16 protein-coding genes are annotated in these 20,748 nt (G+C 24.5%); all 16 read right to left on the bottom strand.

Annotated elements, in window-relative coordinates; genetic code table 11:
- The coding region (locus XO10_RS05880) for an AAA-like domain-containing protein (RefSeq protein WP_175421240.1) at positions 1–1,029 on the bottom strand (1,029 nt) is incomplete at its 3' end.
- Between the two features lie 313 nt (positions 1,030–1,342).
- Positions 1,343–1,876, bottom strand: a complete 534-nt coding sequence (locus XO10_RS05885; protein ID WP_175421241.1) for a hypothetical protein — start codon at positions 1,874–1,876, stop codon at positions 1,343–1,345.
- Positions 1,877–1,879: 3 nt separating this feature from the next.
- Positions 1,880–3,133, bottom strand: a complete 1,254-nt coding sequence (locus XO10_RS05890) for an AAA family ATPase (RefSeq protein ID WP_175421242.1) — start codon at positions 3,131–3,133, stop codon at positions 1,880–1,882.
- A 630-nt stretch (positions 3,134–3,763) separates the two neighbouring features.
- Positions 3,764–4,279 (bottom strand): hypothetical protein, encoded by a 516-nt coding sequence (locus XO10_RS05895; RefSeq protein ID WP_175421243.1) that lies wholly within the window; start codon positions 4,277–4,279, stop codon positions 3,764–3,766.
- A 133-nt stretch (positions 4,280–4,412) separates the two neighbouring features.
- Positions 4,413–5,633, bottom strand: coding sequence for an ATP/GTP-binding protein (locus tag XO10_RS05900; RefSeq protein WP_175421244.1), 1,221 nt, complete (start codon positions 5,631–5,633; stop codon positions 4,413–4,415).
- Positions 5,634–6,216: 583 nt separating this feature from the next.
- Positions 6,217–7,758 (bottom strand): ATP-binding protein, encoded by a 1,542-nt coding sequence (locus XO10_RS05905; RefSeq protein ID WP_175421245.1) that lies wholly within the window; start codon positions 7,756–7,758, stop codon positions 6,217–6,219.
- A gap of 111 nt (positions 7,759–7,869) precedes the next feature.
- Complete coding sequence (locus tag XO10_RS05910; protein ID WP_014296648.1) at positions 7,870–9,201, bottom strand: hypothetical protein; 1,332 nt, start codon at positions 9,199–9,201, stop codon at positions 7,870–7,872.
- A gap of 31 nt (positions 9,202–9,232) precedes the next feature.
- Complete coding sequence (locus XO10_RS10795; RefSeq protein WP_148265197.1) at positions 9,233–9,304, bottom strand: SEC-C metal-binding domain-containing protein; 72 nt, start codon at positions 9,302–9,304, stop codon at positions 9,233–9,235.
- A 406-nt stretch (positions 9,305–9,710) separates the two neighbouring features.
- On the bottom strand, positions 9,711–10,670 hold the full coding sequence (locus XO10_RS05920; protein ID WP_175421246.1) for a hypothetical protein: 960 nt from the start codon (positions 10,668–10,670) through the stop codon (positions 9,711–9,713).
- A 40-nt stretch (positions 10,671–10,710) separates the two neighbouring features.
- The gene (locus XO10_RS05925) at positions 10,711–11,805 is read right to left on the bottom strand and encodes a hypothetical protein (RefSeq protein WP_175421247.1); all 1,095 of its coding nucleotides are present in this window, start codon (positions 11,803–11,805) and stop codon (positions 10,711–10,713) included.
- 228 nt (positions 11,806–12,033) lie between these two features.
- The gene (locus XO10_RS05930) at positions 12,034–13,743 is read right to left on the bottom strand and encodes an ATP-binding protein (RefSeq protein ID WP_175421248.1); all 1,710 of its coding nucleotides are present in this window, start codon (positions 13,741–13,743) and stop codon (positions 12,034–12,036) included.
- Positions 13,736–15,034 carry an SIR2 family protein gene (locus XO10_RS05935; protein ID WP_175421249.1) on the bottom strand — a complete coding sequence of 433 codons (1,299 nt, stop codon included), beginning with the start codon at positions 15,032–15,034 and terminating at the stop codon, positions 13,736–13,738. The genes XO10_RS05930 and XO10_RS05935 overlap by 8 nt, the downstream gene beginning before the upstream one ends.
- 504 nt (positions 15,035–15,538) lie before the next feature.
- Positions 15,539–16,042 (bottom strand): hypothetical protein, encoded by a 504-nt coding sequence (locus tag XO10_RS05940; RefSeq protein WP_175421250.1) that lies wholly within the window; start codon positions 16,040–16,042, stop codon positions 15,539–15,541.
- Between the two features lie 468 nt (positions 16,043–16,510).
- Positions 16,511–17,887, bottom strand: coding sequence for an HD domain-containing protein (locus tag XO10_RS05945; protein ID WP_175421251.1), 1,377 nt, complete (start codon positions 17,885–17,887; stop codon positions 16,511–16,513).
- Between the two features lie 571 nt (positions 17,888–18,458).
- A complete protein-coding gene (locus XO10_RS05950; RefSeq protein ID WP_175421252.1) occupies positions 18,459–19,325 on the bottom strand; it encodes an alpha-1,2-fucosyltransferase in 867 nt (288 codons plus the stop codon).
- Positions 19,322–20,650 (bottom strand): flippase, encoded by a 1,329-nt coding sequence (locus XO10_RS05955; RefSeq protein ID WP_175421253.1) that lies wholly within the window; start codon positions 20,648–20,650, stop codon positions 19,322–19,324. The genes XO10_RS05950 and XO10_RS05955 overlap by 4 nt, the downstream gene beginning before the upstream one ends.
- Between the last annotated feature and the right edge of the window lie 98 nt (positions 20,651–20,748).

Here is a 20,748-nt window from a genome sequence, read left to right on the forward strand (position 1 = left end):
TTTTTCTCCGTTTATTTCCGGCATAAATCTTGTATATAACGCTTTATAGTATAATGGTACTCTTACACAGCATTTACCTCCACAATTATCTATTACTCCGTGTTGATATAGAAAATTTATTCTTTTATCGTATATTGAAAATTTTACTTTTCCAGGCTCAAATAGTATTTTCATTATTAATTCCTTTTCTTTTTCTGCTTTATGCAATATATTGGCTATATTTTTATCAATATAGACATACATATAATCTTCAAGTGTCTTTTCAAAATGCTCCACTGTTATAACCTTTTCACCAGGAGCTTTTTTAGTAACTAAATCATATGCAAGGCCATTGGTTAATCCAGGTTGTCCTGCTGCGTTATGCCATATTAATTCTTTTACTTTTTCATCAAATATTTGCCCTGTTTCTTTTTCATGTTGGCTTAATAAATCATATACCTGTTCTTTTGTAAAGTATGGTACCTCCATATGTTCGGCTATATTAAACGGACTGGCATTGTCTTCCAATATCCCGCTTAAATAGCTTACACTAATAAGTACTACACTTCTCAATCCATATATTTCTTTATCGTGATACATACTTCTTATTACATGCAAAAATTCATTCATTATCTTTTCATCTAACTTTTCAAATTCATCTATCATCAACACTATTTCTTTTCCGCTTTTTTCATTAAGTTCTTCTATTAAGTTTCTTATTTTATCAATCTTTTGAGGTATTATCAATTCCATTTTTTTTCCATATATTTTTTTATTTGAGCGATTGATATCCATTACTAACGTTTCAAGAAAATCCTCTTTATCTTTATCTTCATAACTTTCAAATGAGATAAATATTGTTAAATACTTATCTTTTATTTTTTCTACAATATCTCTTAATAATGTGGTTTTTCCACTCTGTCTTGGTGCAGATACTGTAAAGTATCTCCAGTTTTCTATATGATCAAGCGCTTCTTCCATTATATCCGGTCTTTCCACATAATAACATGTTTTCTTATCAACAGGTCCTGATGTACAAAACGTCCTCATCATTCCACCTCCACAATTGAATTATATCACAATTCAATTATGGTTTCCCTTCATTCCCAACAAAAAAACCAAGGAAAAAAATTTGACCCCTCTACTTTAAAATAATCTATTGTATTATTTTCAAAATTTGTGCATTTTTATTTTCCCTTTATATACCATTTTTCAATTTCATTTTTTGCTTACTTTTAGTATACAATATACCTCCCACAGCAGAAGCTGTGGGAGGTATAATTATTTCAAATTATGTTTGAGTTTTTGGTAGATATTAATTATAATTTAGTTCCATTTTTTAAGTAAAATTCATTTTATTTGATTAATCCACTATAATATTCATTTGTTCAATAAAATATTTAAATGATTTATTTTTTTGAATTGCTATTTCTATTGAAAAGTTTTTTAAAATTTCTACCATAAAAGCTATGCGTGATTCAAATTTATTAGAAATAATATTATTAAACTCTTCCTTTGTAATTTCATCAGTATTCTTAACTATACGAATTTTCAATAACTTGCATTTTTCGTCACTCAATCCAGCAAGATACCAACTTTCTATTTCTTTTATAACTATAAAAATCTTTTCTTCATCAATATTTTTCCATTTAGTTTTTATTTCATTCTTTTTATTTTTTATAGAACATACATTATCAATATCATTTGTAAAAATATAATCTGCTTTCATTTGTTTTATACTTGAAATATAATTATCAATTTTTTCTTTTTTTTCTTCTGAATATTTTATAATCTGTACTAAGTCATATCTATTAGATAATTTAGGTTTTATAATAAACTCAAAAAATCTTTCATCATCATTACCTTCAACAAAAACAAATAATTGCTTAAAACTCATTGCTTACCCCCTGAGCAAATTTTTTATAAACAATTCTTCAATTCCTATCTCATTTTCTAAAAATATTCTTATTTCTTCTTTATCAACTGGTCTGGAAATTATAGAAGATCCTTTTTTTTCGTCACGAGAAACAAACAAAATATTTTCCAAATTTGTATGTTTTACTATTTCAGGATTATGTGTCGTAACAATAATTTGTTTTCTTTTTGAAGCATCTTCCATCATTTCTACTATTTTTGAAATAAGATATGGATGAATATTACGTTCTGGTTCTTCAATGATAGTTAAGTTTCTTTTTTCAAAATATAAAGTTATAATTAAAGCTATTGTATTTATTGTTCCATCTGAAATCAAAGATGCTGGAATATAATTATCTTTAAAATATTTTTCTTCTAGTTTAAAAAGAAGAGATTTATCTACCAATTTCTCTACATCTAAATTGGATACAAAAGGCAAAAGGTCTCTTACAAGATTAAAAAGTTTCTTTTTTTTATCTGGATTTTTTATAATATTATTTAGAATAATTGATAAATTACTCCCATCTTGTTCTAATTCAATTTTTCCTGTAACTGGAATAGCTTTTTTAGGCAACTTGGGATCAAAATCATAAATAGAAATATCTCCAAAAATTTCTATCAAAGGAAACGGAATAACAAAATAAGGCGTATTAATCAATAAACTATTTTCTGGAATTTTTTCTTTCATAAAAAAGTCAGGATACAAGTCTTCTTTTTTTATTGGAATATTCTCTGGATGTTTGAATTTTATTTCAACTTCTCCATTACGTTTTCTAGAAATAACTATTTCCCCATCTCCTAAATATTCTTCTTTTTCTTCAGTTTTATTTCTATGAATCTTAAAAAATTTGATCTTTTGAATTAATTCATCTCTAACTATCTGATAACTTGAATTTTCCACATTAAAATTTAATTCGAATCCATAAGATATTTCATTAAATTCAACAAGATAAATTTCATCTTTAATTCTTTTACCAAATTTGCCAAAAGTAAATTTAATATCTATAGACATATTTTCATTTGATTTACTATTTATGTTTTTAATATATTCAATATCTCCTTGTATAGAAATAGCATTATCTAACCCTAATTTTGCAATATCTCTCAAAAATTCAAAAATTCGTATAAAATTCGATTTTCCCGCAGCGTTAGGCCCTATTAAAACATTAAAATCACCAAGCTCAACTTCCAATTCATTAAAACTCTTAAAATTTTTAACCTTTAATTCTTTTATTTTCATATCTTAATCCTCCAAAATTTTATACAAAATTCATTATAATTTGAAATTATCCATTTCACCTTTTTTAAATTATATCATACAAAATTATTTTTTTGATTACAAGATATATTGGACATACTCCAAGTTAATGCCCAATCCAAGTTCCAAATTTAATTAAAAAATAACATTTCAAGCCTGTGTTACTTTTCCCAACAATTCCAATACTGTATCTTACTATATATATTCTAGCAACCTTTCAATTCTATTTTTAGTGGCTAAATCAACTCATTATATAAATCATAAATTCTCAAAAATAGTATCAACATCTATTTTTTTACTATAATCTTTCACATTATATTGATTCCAGGCTTTTTTTGAATCTTCATAATTATTTTTAAATTTTGCATTAAACGAAATTCCAGCCCCTAAAACTGGAGTACAATTTTGAGTTATAAAAAAAATAACTAAAGAACATTTTCATAAATTAATTTCAAATAACTCCACAGCGGAAGCTGTGGAAGAATTGATGTGGCAATTGGTTTTATTTTAAATCATGTTTGAGTTTTTTGTAGAAATTGCTTACAGGTATAATTCCTAATTTCAACGCTTTACATCTTTGGCTAAAATAAATAATTATATAATTTAATAAAATCAATACACAGAATACAATTCTCTCAAGCTATATCCAACATATTTCATATATATCTCTTTTATTTTTCTCTCATTTAATTCTTCTTTTGTCAAAAATCTTTTTTCTGGCATTAAATAAACCATTATATGCTTCTTATAACGAATTCCATTAATAATATTACTAAAACTTCCTTTTGATTTACCATCCCAGATAACCAAAAGATAATCGGCATTTTTAGCCATCCAGATATCTTTCTGCATATATAATTTTCTTTTAGTTTCCATATTTTTTGATACTTTTATAATTATTATTTTAAATTCTTTATCCGCTAAATTTCTTGGCTTTTTACAAACAGTTACTACAGATACATTTTTATAATTTTTTTGTTTAAAATATTTTTGGATTGCTAAATCTACACCTTTAGCATCTCCAACTAAAACGCTAAATTTTTCCCTTATTATTCTATCCAATATTTTAACTACTTTTTCAGGTAATATTTTTATAGAAATCGATCCACTTATAAAAATCTTCTTCATTTTTTCACTTCCTCGAATTTTCAATCATTATTTCACTTCTCATTTTTAGAATATTTTACAAACACAAAAGTTCAATTTCATCTTTGGTTTACTTTTAGTATACAATATACAGATCATATAATTTTATTTTCTTTCATATTTTCTTAATTCCTGGGATCGCTCCATATTTTCCCTTTAAATAGTCTTTTTCAAAATTAGCATTTTTTCTTACTCCTTTTATTTCAAGAAGTGAATACAATTCTGATTTTCCATATTTATCTTTACTTACAAACCAAATTTGATCTCTACTAAATAACTCTGGATTTAAAATAAGTGTATTATGCGTCGTAAAAATTAATTGTGCGTTCTTTTCATTTTTTTCTGAATTAAAAAGTTCTATTATTGTCCTTAGCAACAATGGATGAATTCTAGTATCAAGTTCATCTATAAACAAAATAGAGCCATTTTTTAATGTTGCTAATACAGGACCTAAAATTCCAAAATATTTTTTTGTTCCATCAGATTCTTCTTTTAAAAAGTCAAATTCAATATTTTCTATATAATTATTTTTTTCATCAAAAACTGGATGATATGTTATAAGCTTATTTGAATATAATTTTTCATTATTTACAGATATAATCCCCATGTTCTGTGGAGTTAAAGCAACCTTTTCATCTGTTCTTATTTCTATTCTCTCATTTCTAAAATCATTTATTCCCATATCTGCATTTTTCAACATATTCAAAATTTCGTCTTTATTAACAACTCCTTTTTCCATTAAATCTAAGGTAATTACAACTGGAAAATCTGTGGAAATAAAATTAATTTTTTGAAAAAATTCTACTATTTTAATTGCAGTTTTGCTATTCCATTGTGCCAAAGACGAAAGAAAAAGAGTATTTGCTTTCGTCTTTTCCTCAACACCTTTTCCTTCTGAAAACTTCCCTCGTTTAAATTCTTGCCAATCTCTTTCAAAAATCCTGGCCTCACGACCTTTTGGCCTATAATAAAGCCATTCACTTTCAATCTTTCTATCTTTTATAGAAAATCCATATCTATAATAAATTTTATCTATTATAAACCTTCCTTCAAAAATCATAGGTTCATCTATATATTTTTTGTTCAATTTAAATTTCTCATCTGGAATTTCAAATCCAAAATTCGCAGAATTTAAAATAAGATATATATAAAATTTAAAGGCTTTAAATAAATTACTTTTTCCTCCTGCATTTGGTCCATATATTGCAGCTGTTTTTAAAAGTTTAAATTTTTCAGCATTAAAATAACTCTTTGCTTCTTTATCATCTGCTACCATTGAAAATTCTGTTCTTTCTGCAAATGATTTAAAATTATAAAAACTAAAATCTATTAACATATTACAACACCTCACAAAATGGAATTTATAACAATTCATTATATTAAAATTATACATTATATAATTTTAAAAGTCAAATTTGAAATTTTTATTCAATTTAGATATCTAAAATATATATCATGTACACTTTATACTCTCAAACAACCTCACCAATTATAACAAAACCAGCAGAGTCAATTTTTGGCTCTGCTGGTTTATTATAGATTATTCCATCACTTTCAAAAATTATTTTTTATAACCATTAAAATTGAATTTTTTTTTGTACATTTTTATTTCCCCTTTATGGACCATTTTTCAATTTCATCTTTGGCTTGCTTTTAGTATACAATATACATTGCAGGCTGAAAAAGAGTATGTAGAGATTTAGGAGATTATAATGGGTTGGTGGATTAGGAGAGGGACTTTAAATAACTACAACTTCTAATTATGAAAATTCTAATGACTAAAGAATATTTTCACAATTTTGATTTCAAATAACCCCACAGCAGAAGCTGTGGGAGGATTGATGGGGCAATTGGTTTTAATTCAAATTATATTTGAGTTTTTGGTAGAGATTGATTGCGATGATAACTTCTATTTTTTTTTACAACTTCTCAATTATATAATTCTCAATATTCCTCTTTTCAGAATTTATATTCATTCCTATGAGATATATTTCTTTTCCTGCATACTTTTCATAATACTTCATTTCTTTTATCTGCTTTAATGCTTCTTCTGCACTTTGATCCAGTTTTATTTCAAATAAATATATCCTGTCGTTAAAGTCTATTACAAGGTCACTTCTTCCTAAATTTGTCAATTCTTCTGCTTTTACATCTATTCCTGCTGAGGCTATTATTGTGAATATCAATGAGTGATAATACTTTTCTTCTTTTTTGTGTAGATTATACGGCACTGCGCTTATTATTTTTTTTATTTCTTCTATTAATCCTTTTATGTCATTTTCTTCTATTTTTAAATATATCTCACTTACCCTGTTTATTTCTTCATCATTAAATCCATAATTGGCTTCTAATATTAGTGTTGAAAAACTGTTTTTTACTTCAAAATTTGGATAGTCCAGTATATATTTTTTCTTTAATCCATATTTTTTTATTCCCTTAAAGGTTAAATATCCTGCCTGCGTAAAGAAGATATTTGCTTTTGCATCTTCTATTTCTCTTGTTGAGAAATCTTCTGCACTTACTGGTGTTTTTACTAAATCCTCATATTCTATCTTTTTGCCTTTTATATACTCATACAAAAAACTCGGTGAGCCACTTTCAAACCAGAAGTTTTGGAATTCTTTTTCTGAAAAAAATCTCAATATTGAATATGGATTATATACTGTATGTTCTCCGTCAAATGAAAAACCATTATAATATCTCTTCATTTCTTCAAGCAATTCTTTTTCTGTTATTCCCATTTCTTCTGATAATTCTTTTATGTAATCTTTGAAATAATATTCCAATTCTTCCTGCGTATATCCAAACATCTGTCCATATTTCCTGTTTAAAGATATATCGCTTAAATTATTTAATGCTGAGAATACTCCTGTTTTTGTGAATTTTGTTATTCCGGTTATGAATACAAATTTTACATATGCATCCTTTGTTTTTATCTTTTTATAGAATTCCCTTAAAAATCCTCTAAACTTTTCAGCTTTTTTCTTATCGTTTATATGCTCTAATATTGGTGATTCATATTCATCTATTAAGATTACCACTTTTTCTTCATATTTTTTATTTAATACCCTTATTAAATTTCCAAATTTCGTTGGTAAATTATTTTCTATCTTTGGTATTTCATAATCTTCATATATATCCTCTATCATTTTATTTAATGATTCTATAAACTCTTCATATGTTGTAAGCGTATTATCAGACATATCCAGTTTTATTATTGGATATTCCTTAAAATCCCATTTGTCATATATATATGTTCCCTTAAATAATTCCTTCTCTCCTTTGAATAAGTAATAAAATGTTGATACTGTTAAACTTTTTCCGAATCTCCTAGGCCTTGACATAAAATAAAATTTTCCACTATTTATTAAATCATATAAATATTTGGTTTTATCCACATATATATAATTTTCTTCTATTATTTCCTTATAATCCGCTATCCCTACCGGCAGTTTTTTCATCACTTCCACCTCCACAATTGAATTATATCACAATTCAATTATGGTTTCCCTTCATTTCCAACAAAAAAAACAGGGCAAAAATTTGACCCTGGTGGTTCCATTTATATTATCTCATTTATCTAATTCTTGCATAATTTCATCTATAAAAACATCTATTTTTCTTTGTAATTTTGTATCATTTAAATATGTTTTTTCTTTGAGTCTTTCTAAGACACCTTTAATTTTTCCTTTTGCATATGATGAAGAATATTCATCTAGTACTGATTTTATTTCTTTTTTTACCTCAAACCCATAAGCATATTTATACAAAAATCTATATATTTTCAATTCAATATTTTTACTTACAGCATCTGACCAAACTGTATCTTTTTCCTTTTCAATTATAAATTTTACAAAACACTCATATCTCTGGTTATCTGATAATTTAGCTACAATTATTTCTTCTAAAATAGGATACAGTATCTTTTCTTTTAATATCTTCTCACTTGAAAGTTTATATCCAAAAAAATCCAAAATTCGTATATATAGAACTTCTTTTATTTCTTTATCTTTGAAATCATAAGATATTAAATACAATAAATATGACTTTATAAATTCAAATTGCCAAACATGTATAATTTTAATTTCTTTATATACATTTAATAAATACTCCGTATATAACTTTATGAATTCAAAAACCCTAATTGCATCAAATTTATTTGTAATAAATTGAAGATTTTTACTTAAGATTTTCCATGAATTCCAGTATTTCTCCATAATAAATGTAATTAAAGGAAAATACATATAATCTTCTCTTAAAATAACTTCTGTAATAAAATTATCGTTTAATTTATATATTTGTCCCTTTTCATACTTATTTTTTTCCCTATCTATATAATTTAATATATTATAATATATATAAAGTTCTGGAAAAGCATATACATCTACAACTATTGAAAGCGCTATAATTACTATTTCTACCAAAACAAAAGATATTACAAAAAAATTTAATTTAGAAAATTCCATTGAAAGAAATACAATTAATAATAAAGATAACCATACATATATTCCTAAATCTAATAGTATCTTGATTTTTAATTTACTAGAATATTCTTTTTTATACTCAAAAAAAGACATAAAAAGAGCTATTAAAGTAAACGATCCTACAACAAAGCTGACAATAAATCCTTTAAAAATCTCCCAATTAAAATTCTTTATTATATTCAATTCTAAAATATACAAGCTAAAAAAGGCTATAATAATTGCTATAATTGCTCTAAATACTATATTATTAACAATTTCTACAAATAATATTTCTCTCCCCAATTTTTTAAAATCTTTGGTTAAATATGAGTTCAAATATTCATATTTATCTCGTATAAAAGAAAATTCAACTATAATTACAGGGAGTATCCACATTAAAATTATTTCCAGAAAAATACTGTGTTCTATAATTTCTTGCATTCTAACACCTTCTAAAAATTTATAATTCTACTTATTCATACATTCCATGACACTTTTTATATTTCTTTCTACTTTCACAAGAGCAATGACCATTTCTATTAATTTTTTACTCACTCTTAATTCCCCTATTATTTCAAAATTTCCATCCTATAAATTCCACCACCAAATTCAATAAAAAATTTACCTAAACTTAAAATTTAATTTTTTAGTTGCAGGGAATTAATTAATCACTGATATATTAAAATAAAGAAAATTTTCACAAATATTAATTAGAAAATTACATGAAGATTTTGTGGAATGAGATAAAGTATGTAGAGATTTAGGAGATTATAGTGGATTGGTGAATTAGGAGAGGGACTTTAAAGAAATGGCTACAACTTCTGATTATGAAAATTTTAATAACTAAAGAATATTTTCACAAATTTAATTTCAAATAACCCCACAGCTTCCGCTGTGGGAGCGATTTATATTAAAGTCTAACTTTTAAATAATTCCATAAATATTTACAATTAAATGTTTGGACTATTTTTTATTTGAAATAATGGTAGTTGGTCTACATAATTTCTTTCAAAATATGATTTGTCAAGTTTTTTTGTAATTGTTTTAATGAGAGCTTTCTGAGTTCGTGGATTATTGAGATTTTTTTCTGGATTTATCTTATATGAATTTAATAATATATCTATATCTCCAACTTTAATTGCCTTTTCTTCACATCTTTTCAGGTATTTTGATTTCACAAGAATTTCATCAACCTGCTTATCAATAAACCTCAAAAACTTCCCACTTTGATATGAAGCTTTTATTATTTCCCAAGATGGACTTCTATTTTCTTCTAAAACATCAACAATATTAAATTCTTTATTCTCATTCCACCAGCTTAATTTAAATAAATATCCTACCAGCAAAGAAAAAAAGATTGAGGCATTTTCTTTTTTATATGCATCAAACCCCATTTTAAAATTAAAATAACACATAGGGGTATAAAAAAATTTATTTTTTTTATCAAAAAACTCGTTAATAACTTCGTATTTTGATTCATTAAAAATTTCTAATTTGATCAAAGGATTATTATATTTATAATTTAATTTAAATACGCCAAAATTTTCATTTTCTTCCACTATATCGTTTATTTTATTTTTTATTTCTTCAAAGCTTAAATTACCACTTCTTATAATCAATAAAAATTCCCACTCTTCTACATTTTTCGTAATCCTTATTCCTGCACTTCTTAGCTTTTCATAACTAATAGAAAAATAACCATTAAGCTGTTCATTTTTAAATATATTTTCAATATTACCAGAATCTTTATATTCAATTGGAAAAAGTATATATTTACCCTTTTCTTTAATTTTTAATGCTGCATCTGGATTTATCTTTGAAAATTTTGGTTCATATGCAAGAAAATATTTTATTCCTTTATTTTCTAAAAAAGAAGTTAGCTTTTTTAACATTGTATAAAAAGCATTCATACTCCTTAATTCTTTAAAAAATTTTTCTTCTTGAAAATCGTTATTCGTATTTATAATCATAATCTAAAATATTAAAAACCTCCTTTTCGCTAATATATAATTTACATAATGGATCATAATTTTTTCTAATAAAATTCAGTATTCGCTTAACAGTATTAGAACAAGTACCCGGCCTTATTAAAATTTGAAGACCAAATCTATAAACATTTATTGCTAAACTTCCACCAACATGCATATCTGAAAATACACCATATGCTTCGTCTTCATCAGAAAATATTTGAAAAGATACTACTTTTAATTCATTATTATCATTCAATCTTTTCAAAAAATTCTCCGGTTTTTCTTTTAATTTCTTTTCTTTGTCAAAAATTATATAAACTCCTTCATAGTCATACGCCAGCTTTTCTATTTCAAACAATTCATCCGAATATTTTTTCGTTTTAACTTTAAAAAATTCTTTAACTTCTTCAAAATCATTGCCATAAAAAGTTATCTTTCCATTATTATAAGCTATTATATGTGTTGATTCGGGATTTGAAAGAAAATATTTTATTTTAACCTTATTCAACGGTAATTGCTTAACAATCTTTTTGTAATTATTTATAAAAGCTTTGCTAGAATTTGATTCCAATGAAAAACTTACATTCTCTTCATTTGCAATTAGTTCTCCAGGAAAAGAACTCGATATCCCAACAATAAATTCATCATATTCATCATCAGATTCATTGAAATCAAGCCATTGATAATCAAAGAAAAATGACTTCTTTATTAAACTCCCAATAATGGAATCCGAAACTTGCGAATGCGCCAAAGTAAAAATCGGAACAAATCTAAACCTTGCATTTTCCAAATCATAAAACAAATATGGATCTGCATAAAAATACGTGTCTCCTATTTTTATTTCTATTAACTCATTATCATCAAAATAGCTTAAATTAGCATCCATTCTATTTACAAATTCTTTTTTCATATAATCAAAAAATATATTTTCATTTAAATTACTGCTTGTTTCCAATACATATACTTTTGGAATCGCCGATTCCAAATTTTCATATCTTCGCCCTTTTAAAGATTTTACCATCTTTTCATTTATTATTTCATAAAGTTGTTCTCTGGTATTTATTTCCAACTTCATATGTACACCTCTATTTGATTTATTCTTTTTTATTTATTATATCATAATAAATACTAAACCAAATATTTATAAAAATATTAAATTTACTTTACTATACACATTAATCATTACATGTTCCATCATTTTTCCAAATCTTCCATATTTCAGGTAATTTATCATTAATAGACCTTCCTTCACATTTTTTATAATTTCCAGAATTTTTAATGATTTATTTTCAATATATTTATCTTAAAATTCTGTCTTTGAATTAGGTTTATATTTTGGTTCCAAAATTTTTATATTTATAGGTGGATAATTAAAATTCACACTACTTAAAATAGCTTCACCACTTCCAAGCTTTGGTACTATATTTATAACATTATTATCTTTTGGCAGAACATACTTTAATTTTTCTAGATCATTTGAATTAGTTAAATTATGAATAATAAATGTCCCAAATTGACTTAAAATTCCCTCAGGAATATCTCCTGGTCTTTGTGTAATAATACATAAAAATACTCTTTTCTTTCGAGTTTCCTTAGCAATATACTCAAAAGAACTACGTTTATATTTTTTTAATTCATTATCGCCATTTTTATTTAAAAAATTATGCGCTTCATCAAGAAACACTATCAATGATTTTTTAGAATTTTTAACAATATTATTTCTTGCCATTTCAAGAATTTTTCTTCCCATTAATTCAACAACTATTTCTTTCATATTATATTCTGACACTATATCTTCCAAATTTAAAATTAACAACTTTTTAGCATATTTAGAATTCTCCGCTTTTTCGCTTTCTTTTATAAATTCTTCAATAATAGTCATTATATTCTGTTTCTTTTTAGAATCTGATTTAAATATACTATTATAAAATTCACTTGTTAGAAAATTATTTAATCGTGCAATCATAGGTACACAATATCCTAAAGCACTATCATCTTTTCCAAAATTATTAGAATATGTTCTAACACATTCATATTCAATCTGTTTTGGTAATTTGAACAAATCAACATTTTTAAGATCATTTTTTATTATTTCACCATAAAATTTCATATATATTTCGTTAAATGCTTCAGGAGAATTGCCCTCTTTTTTTATGTTTTCATCTTTAATAAAGTCTTTAAATTTTTCATACTCTTCTTTATTCTTCTTTACTTCTTGAACAAGTTTTAAAGACTTAATTGCTTCATTTAATTTTGGAATCTGAGCTCCTTCTGATGGATTTAAAATTAAATATAAATCTTCTAATTTCATATTTTGAGGATCTATATAAGAATCTTCCCCTAGTTTAAATATAGAAACATATTCTTCATCTTTAAATGCATCAGCATATTCACCTGTTGGATCAAGAATTATAATTTTTTTATCTTCCATTTTTAACAATGATTCTATCAATTTTGCGGCAGTCCAACTTTTCCCGCTTCCGGTAGTTCCAACAATAGCACAATGCCTCGAAAAAATCCCTCCTAAATTATCAATTTTTAAAAAATTATTACTTACAAAATTTGCAAATTCATATTTTCCATTTTCTTGCTGCATTTTAAAAAGTTCTTTTAAAACACTCTTACTTGCAAGATAAACTCTCGCTCCAATATTAGGAAAATCTGAAATAGTTTTTTTCAATTCTAAATCAAGATAATCAAAAGAAAACAGTATATTAACTTTAACTTTTGGATTAAAATCACCTTCAACATTTTCTAAATTTTTATCTGTAATATTTTTTCTTTCCTTTTCTAAAAACTCAATCTCAAATATTTGCCCTAAAAAACCATATTTATCTCCTTCTATTACAACATAAGAATTTAATAATCCTCCATGAAAATCCTCACCATTATAATAATATTTAGTCAATTGTTGCACATATGGTGTATTTAAAATAATATAATTTATATTTACCTTTGAAATATAACCTATCAACAAATTTCTATCAAAAAATGACGTATAAAAATCACTCATTTACATCACCTTTATATCCAATATAACTATTACCATAAATTTTTTTATCCTTAATAAAAGTAACAAAATCTGAAAACGTTGAACTCAACAACATAACATTTCCAACACTTTGAGCTGCATCTTTCAAAAATTTTATATTTTCATTTTCAAGATTAACATCTACATATAAAATCCTAAGACTTCTATTGGTTTTCAACGCATTTTCTACTATAGTTTTCAAATGCTCATCCGCAAAACTAAAACCAATTATAATTAAAATAGTGTTCTTCTTTTTTAATTCAGATATAAACCTTGAAAATAATTCAAAATATGGTGTTTCATATGTTTGCTTAAATTTTGTGCTTGCAGGATATATCATAAGATACTCAAAGTCTCTTTCATCATTATTTACATTATATTTTTTCACAACTTCATTATTTTCAACAACCCAATCTATAGAACCATGAAGTTTATATAAATGAATTACATTGTCTATATATGAATTTTCACCAGAAAAACTACCATATTGTCTCTCAACAATATCATAATCAAAATATCTACCATCAAATTTTGAAGGATTTGTAAATGAAAAACCATCAATAACAACTATTCTTTCATCAGATGCTGCTTGTTCAAAAAGTGTATCATAATTTGTTGTAAATATTTTCAATCTCTCATCATTATTTTTTCTTTTTAAAAATTTACTGAGAAATTCCCCATGTTTAAAATAATCTTTATCATATTTCAAAGTGCAATATTCCCTTATTTTATCCTCTATCTTTTTGATACTATCACCAATATTATCTTCAATTCCTAATTCTTCATACATCTTTGCCTTGCTCAGCAAGTCTTCAAGATTAATATTAATATTATCATTATCACTATGTTTATCATTTTCATCATCTTTATCATTATCTTTATTTTTACATTTTACAATATTCTTTAAATAATCTAAGGCTTTTCCACTATCCTCTTCTTCATTTAAAGCATTAACAATCTGCCTCATAGTTTTTCCTGATTTTTCACTTAATTCAATTATTGAACTACCGGCACCTGTTAAAACTACTACATTTTCATCATACTGATAAATAAAATCATTATTTACCACAGTTTCTAAATCCTTTTTTTCTTTTTTTATATTATCCTCTAATAAATCAATCTTATTATCATCTATAAATAATTTTAAAGATTTCCTATTATCATCTTTTAGAAACCTCTCTTCATTAAACACACTAAACAAATCTAAAATATTATTATCAGATTCAACTTCAATTTTCTTTTCTTTACTTAAAAAAAGTAATTTCTTTCCCATAAAATCACTCCTATAATATTCACAAATTAAAGCTAATTTAGTCTCCATAAAACAAATTTTTCATACATATAAATTCTACCACCAAATTCAATGAAAATTTTACCTAAATTTAAAAATTAATTTTTTAGTTGCAGGGAATTAATTAATCAATGATATATTAAAATAAGGAAATAATTCACAAATATTGATTAGAAAATTACATGAGGATTTTGTGGAATGAGATAAAGTATGCAGAGGTTTAGGAGATTATAATGAGTTGGTGGATTAGGAGAGGAACTTTAAAGAAATGGCTACAACTTCTGATTATGAAAATTCTAATAACTAAAGAACATTTTCGTAATTTAGTTTTAGCAACTCCCACAGCGGGAGCTGTGGGAGGATTGATAACGCGATTGATTTTACTTCAAATTATGTTTGAGTTTTTTGTAGAGATTTATTACGATGATAATTCCTAAAGTTCCAAAGATTAAAACTTTAGGAGTTCGCTCAACTCTTATACTTAAATTAAAATTTTTTATCTAGTAATTTATTAAATTCTTCAAACGCTTTATCGAGTTTACTTTTTAAATGCGGTTTTAAAATTTTTGTTTTATTTTTTAAATACTTCTCACCTCTTAATCCATCATTATGAAGATAAAACAAAGTTGCAATTAATTCTAATGTTTGAGCATCTAAAGAATTTAAATAATTTATTACTTTTTCTTTTTCCATTATTTGAGTATCAATCTTATCATCAACGATTTCATTATAATTAATAGTATATTTATAAGATTTTCTTTCTAATTCTTCATTAAGATATCTTAATTCTACAAGCTCATCAAGTTCCAATTGTAAATCTTGAGAATAAGGTCCATAATAATGATAAGTAAATTTTTCTGGAAAATCTACACCTAAATTCTTTAAAATATAAATAATCTTTTGAAATTTTTTTCTACCTTTAATTTCTTTACATATATTCACAACATCCAAAATTTTCTTTAATTCACTATTAACATTCCTTACACTCATATTCTCCCTCCTCATACAATAAATTTATAGCATTTCTTCAATTTCTAAATGTATAATTATTATATTATTTATAGCTTGATTCTTTAAAAAATACATTTATAATAACTAAAATTTCTTTTTTTACAATGGAAGTATTGATTCCTTTTCTCTTTTGTGCCAGCCTTGAATTGGACACTCACTTCTTTTGTTTTTGGATCAATTCAATGTTTCTGCATTGAATCAAGGAGTGTTTTTTTTATTTATTACTTCTTAATAACTACTATAATTATACCAAATTTACATATAAAATCATATTTAATCTAATTTTACTATTCATTCTTTAAATCCACATTATATCTTTTTACATATTTACTCATCTAATCATTTACTTTTTTAATTATACTATTACTTTGTTAACTTTTCGATGCCCACTTTTTGCGGTCAAATTCATACATTTAAAAGATTCAAATTTAATTTCTGTTAATTTCTTCAATTTTCTATTATAGAAGATACTTTTTCTACATAATTTTGATGAACATAAGCTCTAGATTTTTTTATATTATTATTTCTTAAGGTTCCTATTATATGAGATTTTGTAGCAAGTTCTATAATCTTATTTTTTTCTTTAAGCCATATATGTTCTGCATCCTCAGATTTTGTTTTTCCTAATAAATATGTATCTTTATATGGTACATTTCTATAATTATCTTCCAAATAAAAATATTTTGCATTTTCACCAAGTATTTCTTTAATTTTATTATGTTGCTCTATATCAAACAACATTTCATTTTCTACTTCTTTAATTATTTTAAAAGGTTCTCTATAAATTATAGTTCTGCATAAACTTGTTAACACCTCATCGAAATTTTCTTTAATCCAATATTGAAAATGACTAAATAAGATAAATTCATCTAAATTTAAATAATGTGTGATAAACTCTTCTGATAAATCTTTATTTTCGTTATTAGCTATTAAAAAATACAATGATTCATTAAAAATATATTTATTCATTTTTTGTTTATCTTCTTTAAACAAATCCATAATTCGTTCAAAAATCTTTTGAATAACCATTTCTAATCCTCTAGTTGTTTTATGAAAATATACTTGCTCATACATATGATATCTTGATATAATAAAAGATTCGATAACGTACATTCCTTTTTTTGCATCTATTACTAAACCTTTTCTATCTTCATTATCAATATCTAAAAATACCATATGTTGAAATAACCATTTTCTATCAAAAGATACATAAGGAACTCCACACATATATGCATCTCTCAATAAATAGTCTATTCTATCAGCATCCAATTGACTTGATATTAATTCTTTAACCCAAATTGGTCTAAATATTCCTGATAAAATTTCAATTATCCACCTTTGAGCATATTTACTTAGTATTTCATCATCAATATTAGAAAATATACTTGAAAAATTTTTAGTTTCAATTATTTTTTTAGATATTTCTTCATGGTTTACTTTTGTAATCCTTTCAAAAGCATGAGAAAATGGACCATGACCAATATCATGTAAAAGAGCTACCAGTTTTAATAATAACTTCAATTGTCTTTTATCAATTTCAACCTTTTTTATTTCACCATTATTATCTAAAGTTTCAACTTCTAACTTTTTGGGAATATTTATAAAATCGAACATTTCTTCTATAATATTTGCTACCCCTAAACTATGGGAAAATCTATCATGAACTGCTGATGGATATGTATAATTCGCTAAGCCTAATTGCCGAATACGTTTTAATCTTTGAAATTCATATGTATTTATAATATCTAACATAACTTTTTCTTCTGATTTGTTTATTTTAATTATACCATAAATAGGATCTCTGAAAATTTTATATTCACTCATTATTTTAACCTCCTTTATGTATAAATTTTCTTGAGTTTTTCTTTTTCTTTCACAGACAAACAACAAATATTAACTCATCTTTATAATATCATAATACCATAATTCCACACACTAATCAATAAAATAAATATCTATTACGAAAAATTAACCGTTATTAATATAACAATGATATGTTAATTTTATAGTGATGTTTTTCACAAATCCAATTCCAGATAACCCCACAGCAGAAGCTGTGGGAGGATTGATAGGACAATTGGTTTTACTTTAAATTATGCTTTAGTTTTTTGTAGAAATTGATTGCGATGATAATTTTAAATTTTAATGTTCTATATCACTTACTTTTAATATTTTATTTTGACAAAATTTCAATTATAATCTAGCCCATTGATGACTTTACTGATAATAAATTTTCAATTAATTTCAACAATTTATTCATCACTGTGAAAAAATAACTTTTTTTATTCCTCCCCCAATATCCAGGGACCAAGCTATTACTATTATATTTCACTTTTACATCTTGTAATTACTTTAATTAATTTTAATATTTTATCAAAATGTTAAAAATACTCAATCATATTTCCACTATTATCATAAAATTTGCTAAAGGTTCTTTATGATAATTTATTTTACTATTAAATCCTAACCAATATTTTGGAGCAAATACAACATCTCTATCTTTCATCAAATAACTTCCCCACCATCCAAAACTGCTCGGACTAAGAATTGCCCCATTACATAAAGTCATAATAGCAAAATCAACTTCATAACTATTATTTGAAATAATCTTATTATCTAAATAATTAAATTCCTCTTCTATAAAACTAGGCTCATCACTTAAAAAAATAAAATAAACATTCTTTTTATTCTCCAAAAACCATTTAATTTGCTGATGAAAATAATTCATAGGCAATAATGCACTTTTACCATAAACCTTTAAATTTTTATAATCCCCTCTTCTGATATGTACAAAAACCTTATATTTCTTTTCAATAGGCTTCAAAAATTGATTTGCTCTTTTTATTAAGTCTTCTTTTATCTTTAGTTTACATAATAAATTTTTATCAAAAAAAATTTCACTTTGAAAATAACCTGTTTTTACTAATGTTATTTTTTTTATCAAACCTTTTTTCATATTGTATTTTGTAGATTCTCTTCTATAATTATGCAAAACTTTCTCATATTCGACTTGAATGCTATTTATCAAATTGACATTAGAAAATAATTCTATAAATGGCTTAATTACTTTATAAACCATTCTCCTTCTCCACTTACTTTTTATTGAAAATTTAATAATTCTATTATCATTAATTTCAAACACATTAAATAACTCCTCAAAACCAAATAAAATAATTTTTTCATTATTCTTTTGAATTGTTTTCAAAAAAGTATATTGAAAAATTTGATTACCCAATTTTCCAGATTCAAAAAATATTATCATATTACACCTCTAAAAGTAAATTTATAAAAAGTTAAAATACCTTTTATCATCAAAAAAGCATTCTCTCTTGTTTTTTTAAAAATAAAATGAACAATAAATGTTTTAAATGTAAAAGATATAATAGTTACAATCAAAGCGCCATAAGCACCATATAACGGAATAAAAACATAATTTAATATTATATTTATAAAGGCGCTAGATACTGTAAATATCAGTGAATAATTAAATAAATTTTCATTAATAATATATTGTCCAGATGCTACACCAAAATTTGTAAATAAAGTTCTAAAACCTGATAATACAAATAAAGTTGCTGCAACTTTATATTGTTTACCGTATAACAATAAAACTAAATCCTTCCCAAATAAGCAAACAAATAAGAAAGTAATTATAAATATAGAAAACATTATTCTGTATAAATTTAATAATCTATTTTTATATAATGAACTAGAAAACTTTTTTGCTGAAGTAATTGAAGGAGAAATACTTTTTACAATAATTACAGATAAAAAGTCAAACTGTTCTATTAATCTTATCGCTACACTATATTGACCAACCTCATAACTATTTGTCATCTCTTTCAACATAATTTGATCTATTCTAGCATATAACATAACAGATATACCACTTAAAATCATAGGCCAACTATTTTTTAATAAATATTTAGCTATATTTAAATTAAATCTAATATCTTTTAAAAAAAAGTCTTTTTTTTGGATATAATAAACATATAAATATCCAATAGCTACTATAAAAGTATCAAACAATACTACTATTGCAAAAGCTATTAAAGGTGCTTTTGTTAAAATAAAGAAAATTTTGACTATACTACTAACAAATAAGGAAAAACTATTTGCCAAAACAATATATTTACTTTTTACAATTGACTGAAAATAAAGATCTATTATATTAAATGCTTGAAAAATTAAAGCTGATGCTATGATAAAAATTAAACTATTTGTATAAAAATCATTTGATGTAAAATAAATCGCAATATATAAAACTATAAGAGTTAGAACAGCTCCAAAAAGTTTAAGTATAAAAGCAGTTCCTAAAAGTTCTTTCTCTTTTTCTGGATATTTTACTAATTCTCTTACCAATATTTCATTTAGCCCAAGCGTTGCAATTGGACTAAAAAGTCCTACAAAACTTTGTGCATAGCTTAAAAGTCCATATCTACTCGGTCCTAAATATCTAGCTACCCAAACCCCAACAAATAAACCAACTACCATACGAAAAACTTTTTCAATAAAAAGCCAGGATATATTAAAAAAATATTTTTTAATACCCGGATGATAAAAGAATGTTTTTATTTTGTTTATCATAAATTCTTCAACCCCATTTACTAGAAAAATAATATTTATATGTTTTTCAAAACGCTTCCAATCCCCTCACTCAACTCAACACTATACTTCCAACCTAA

This window comes from Marinitoga sp. 1135 (genome assembly GCF_013363245.1).
GTDB classification, from domain to species: Bacteria; Thermotogota; Thermotogae; order Petrotogales; family Petrotogaceae; genus Marinitoga; species Marinitoga piezophila.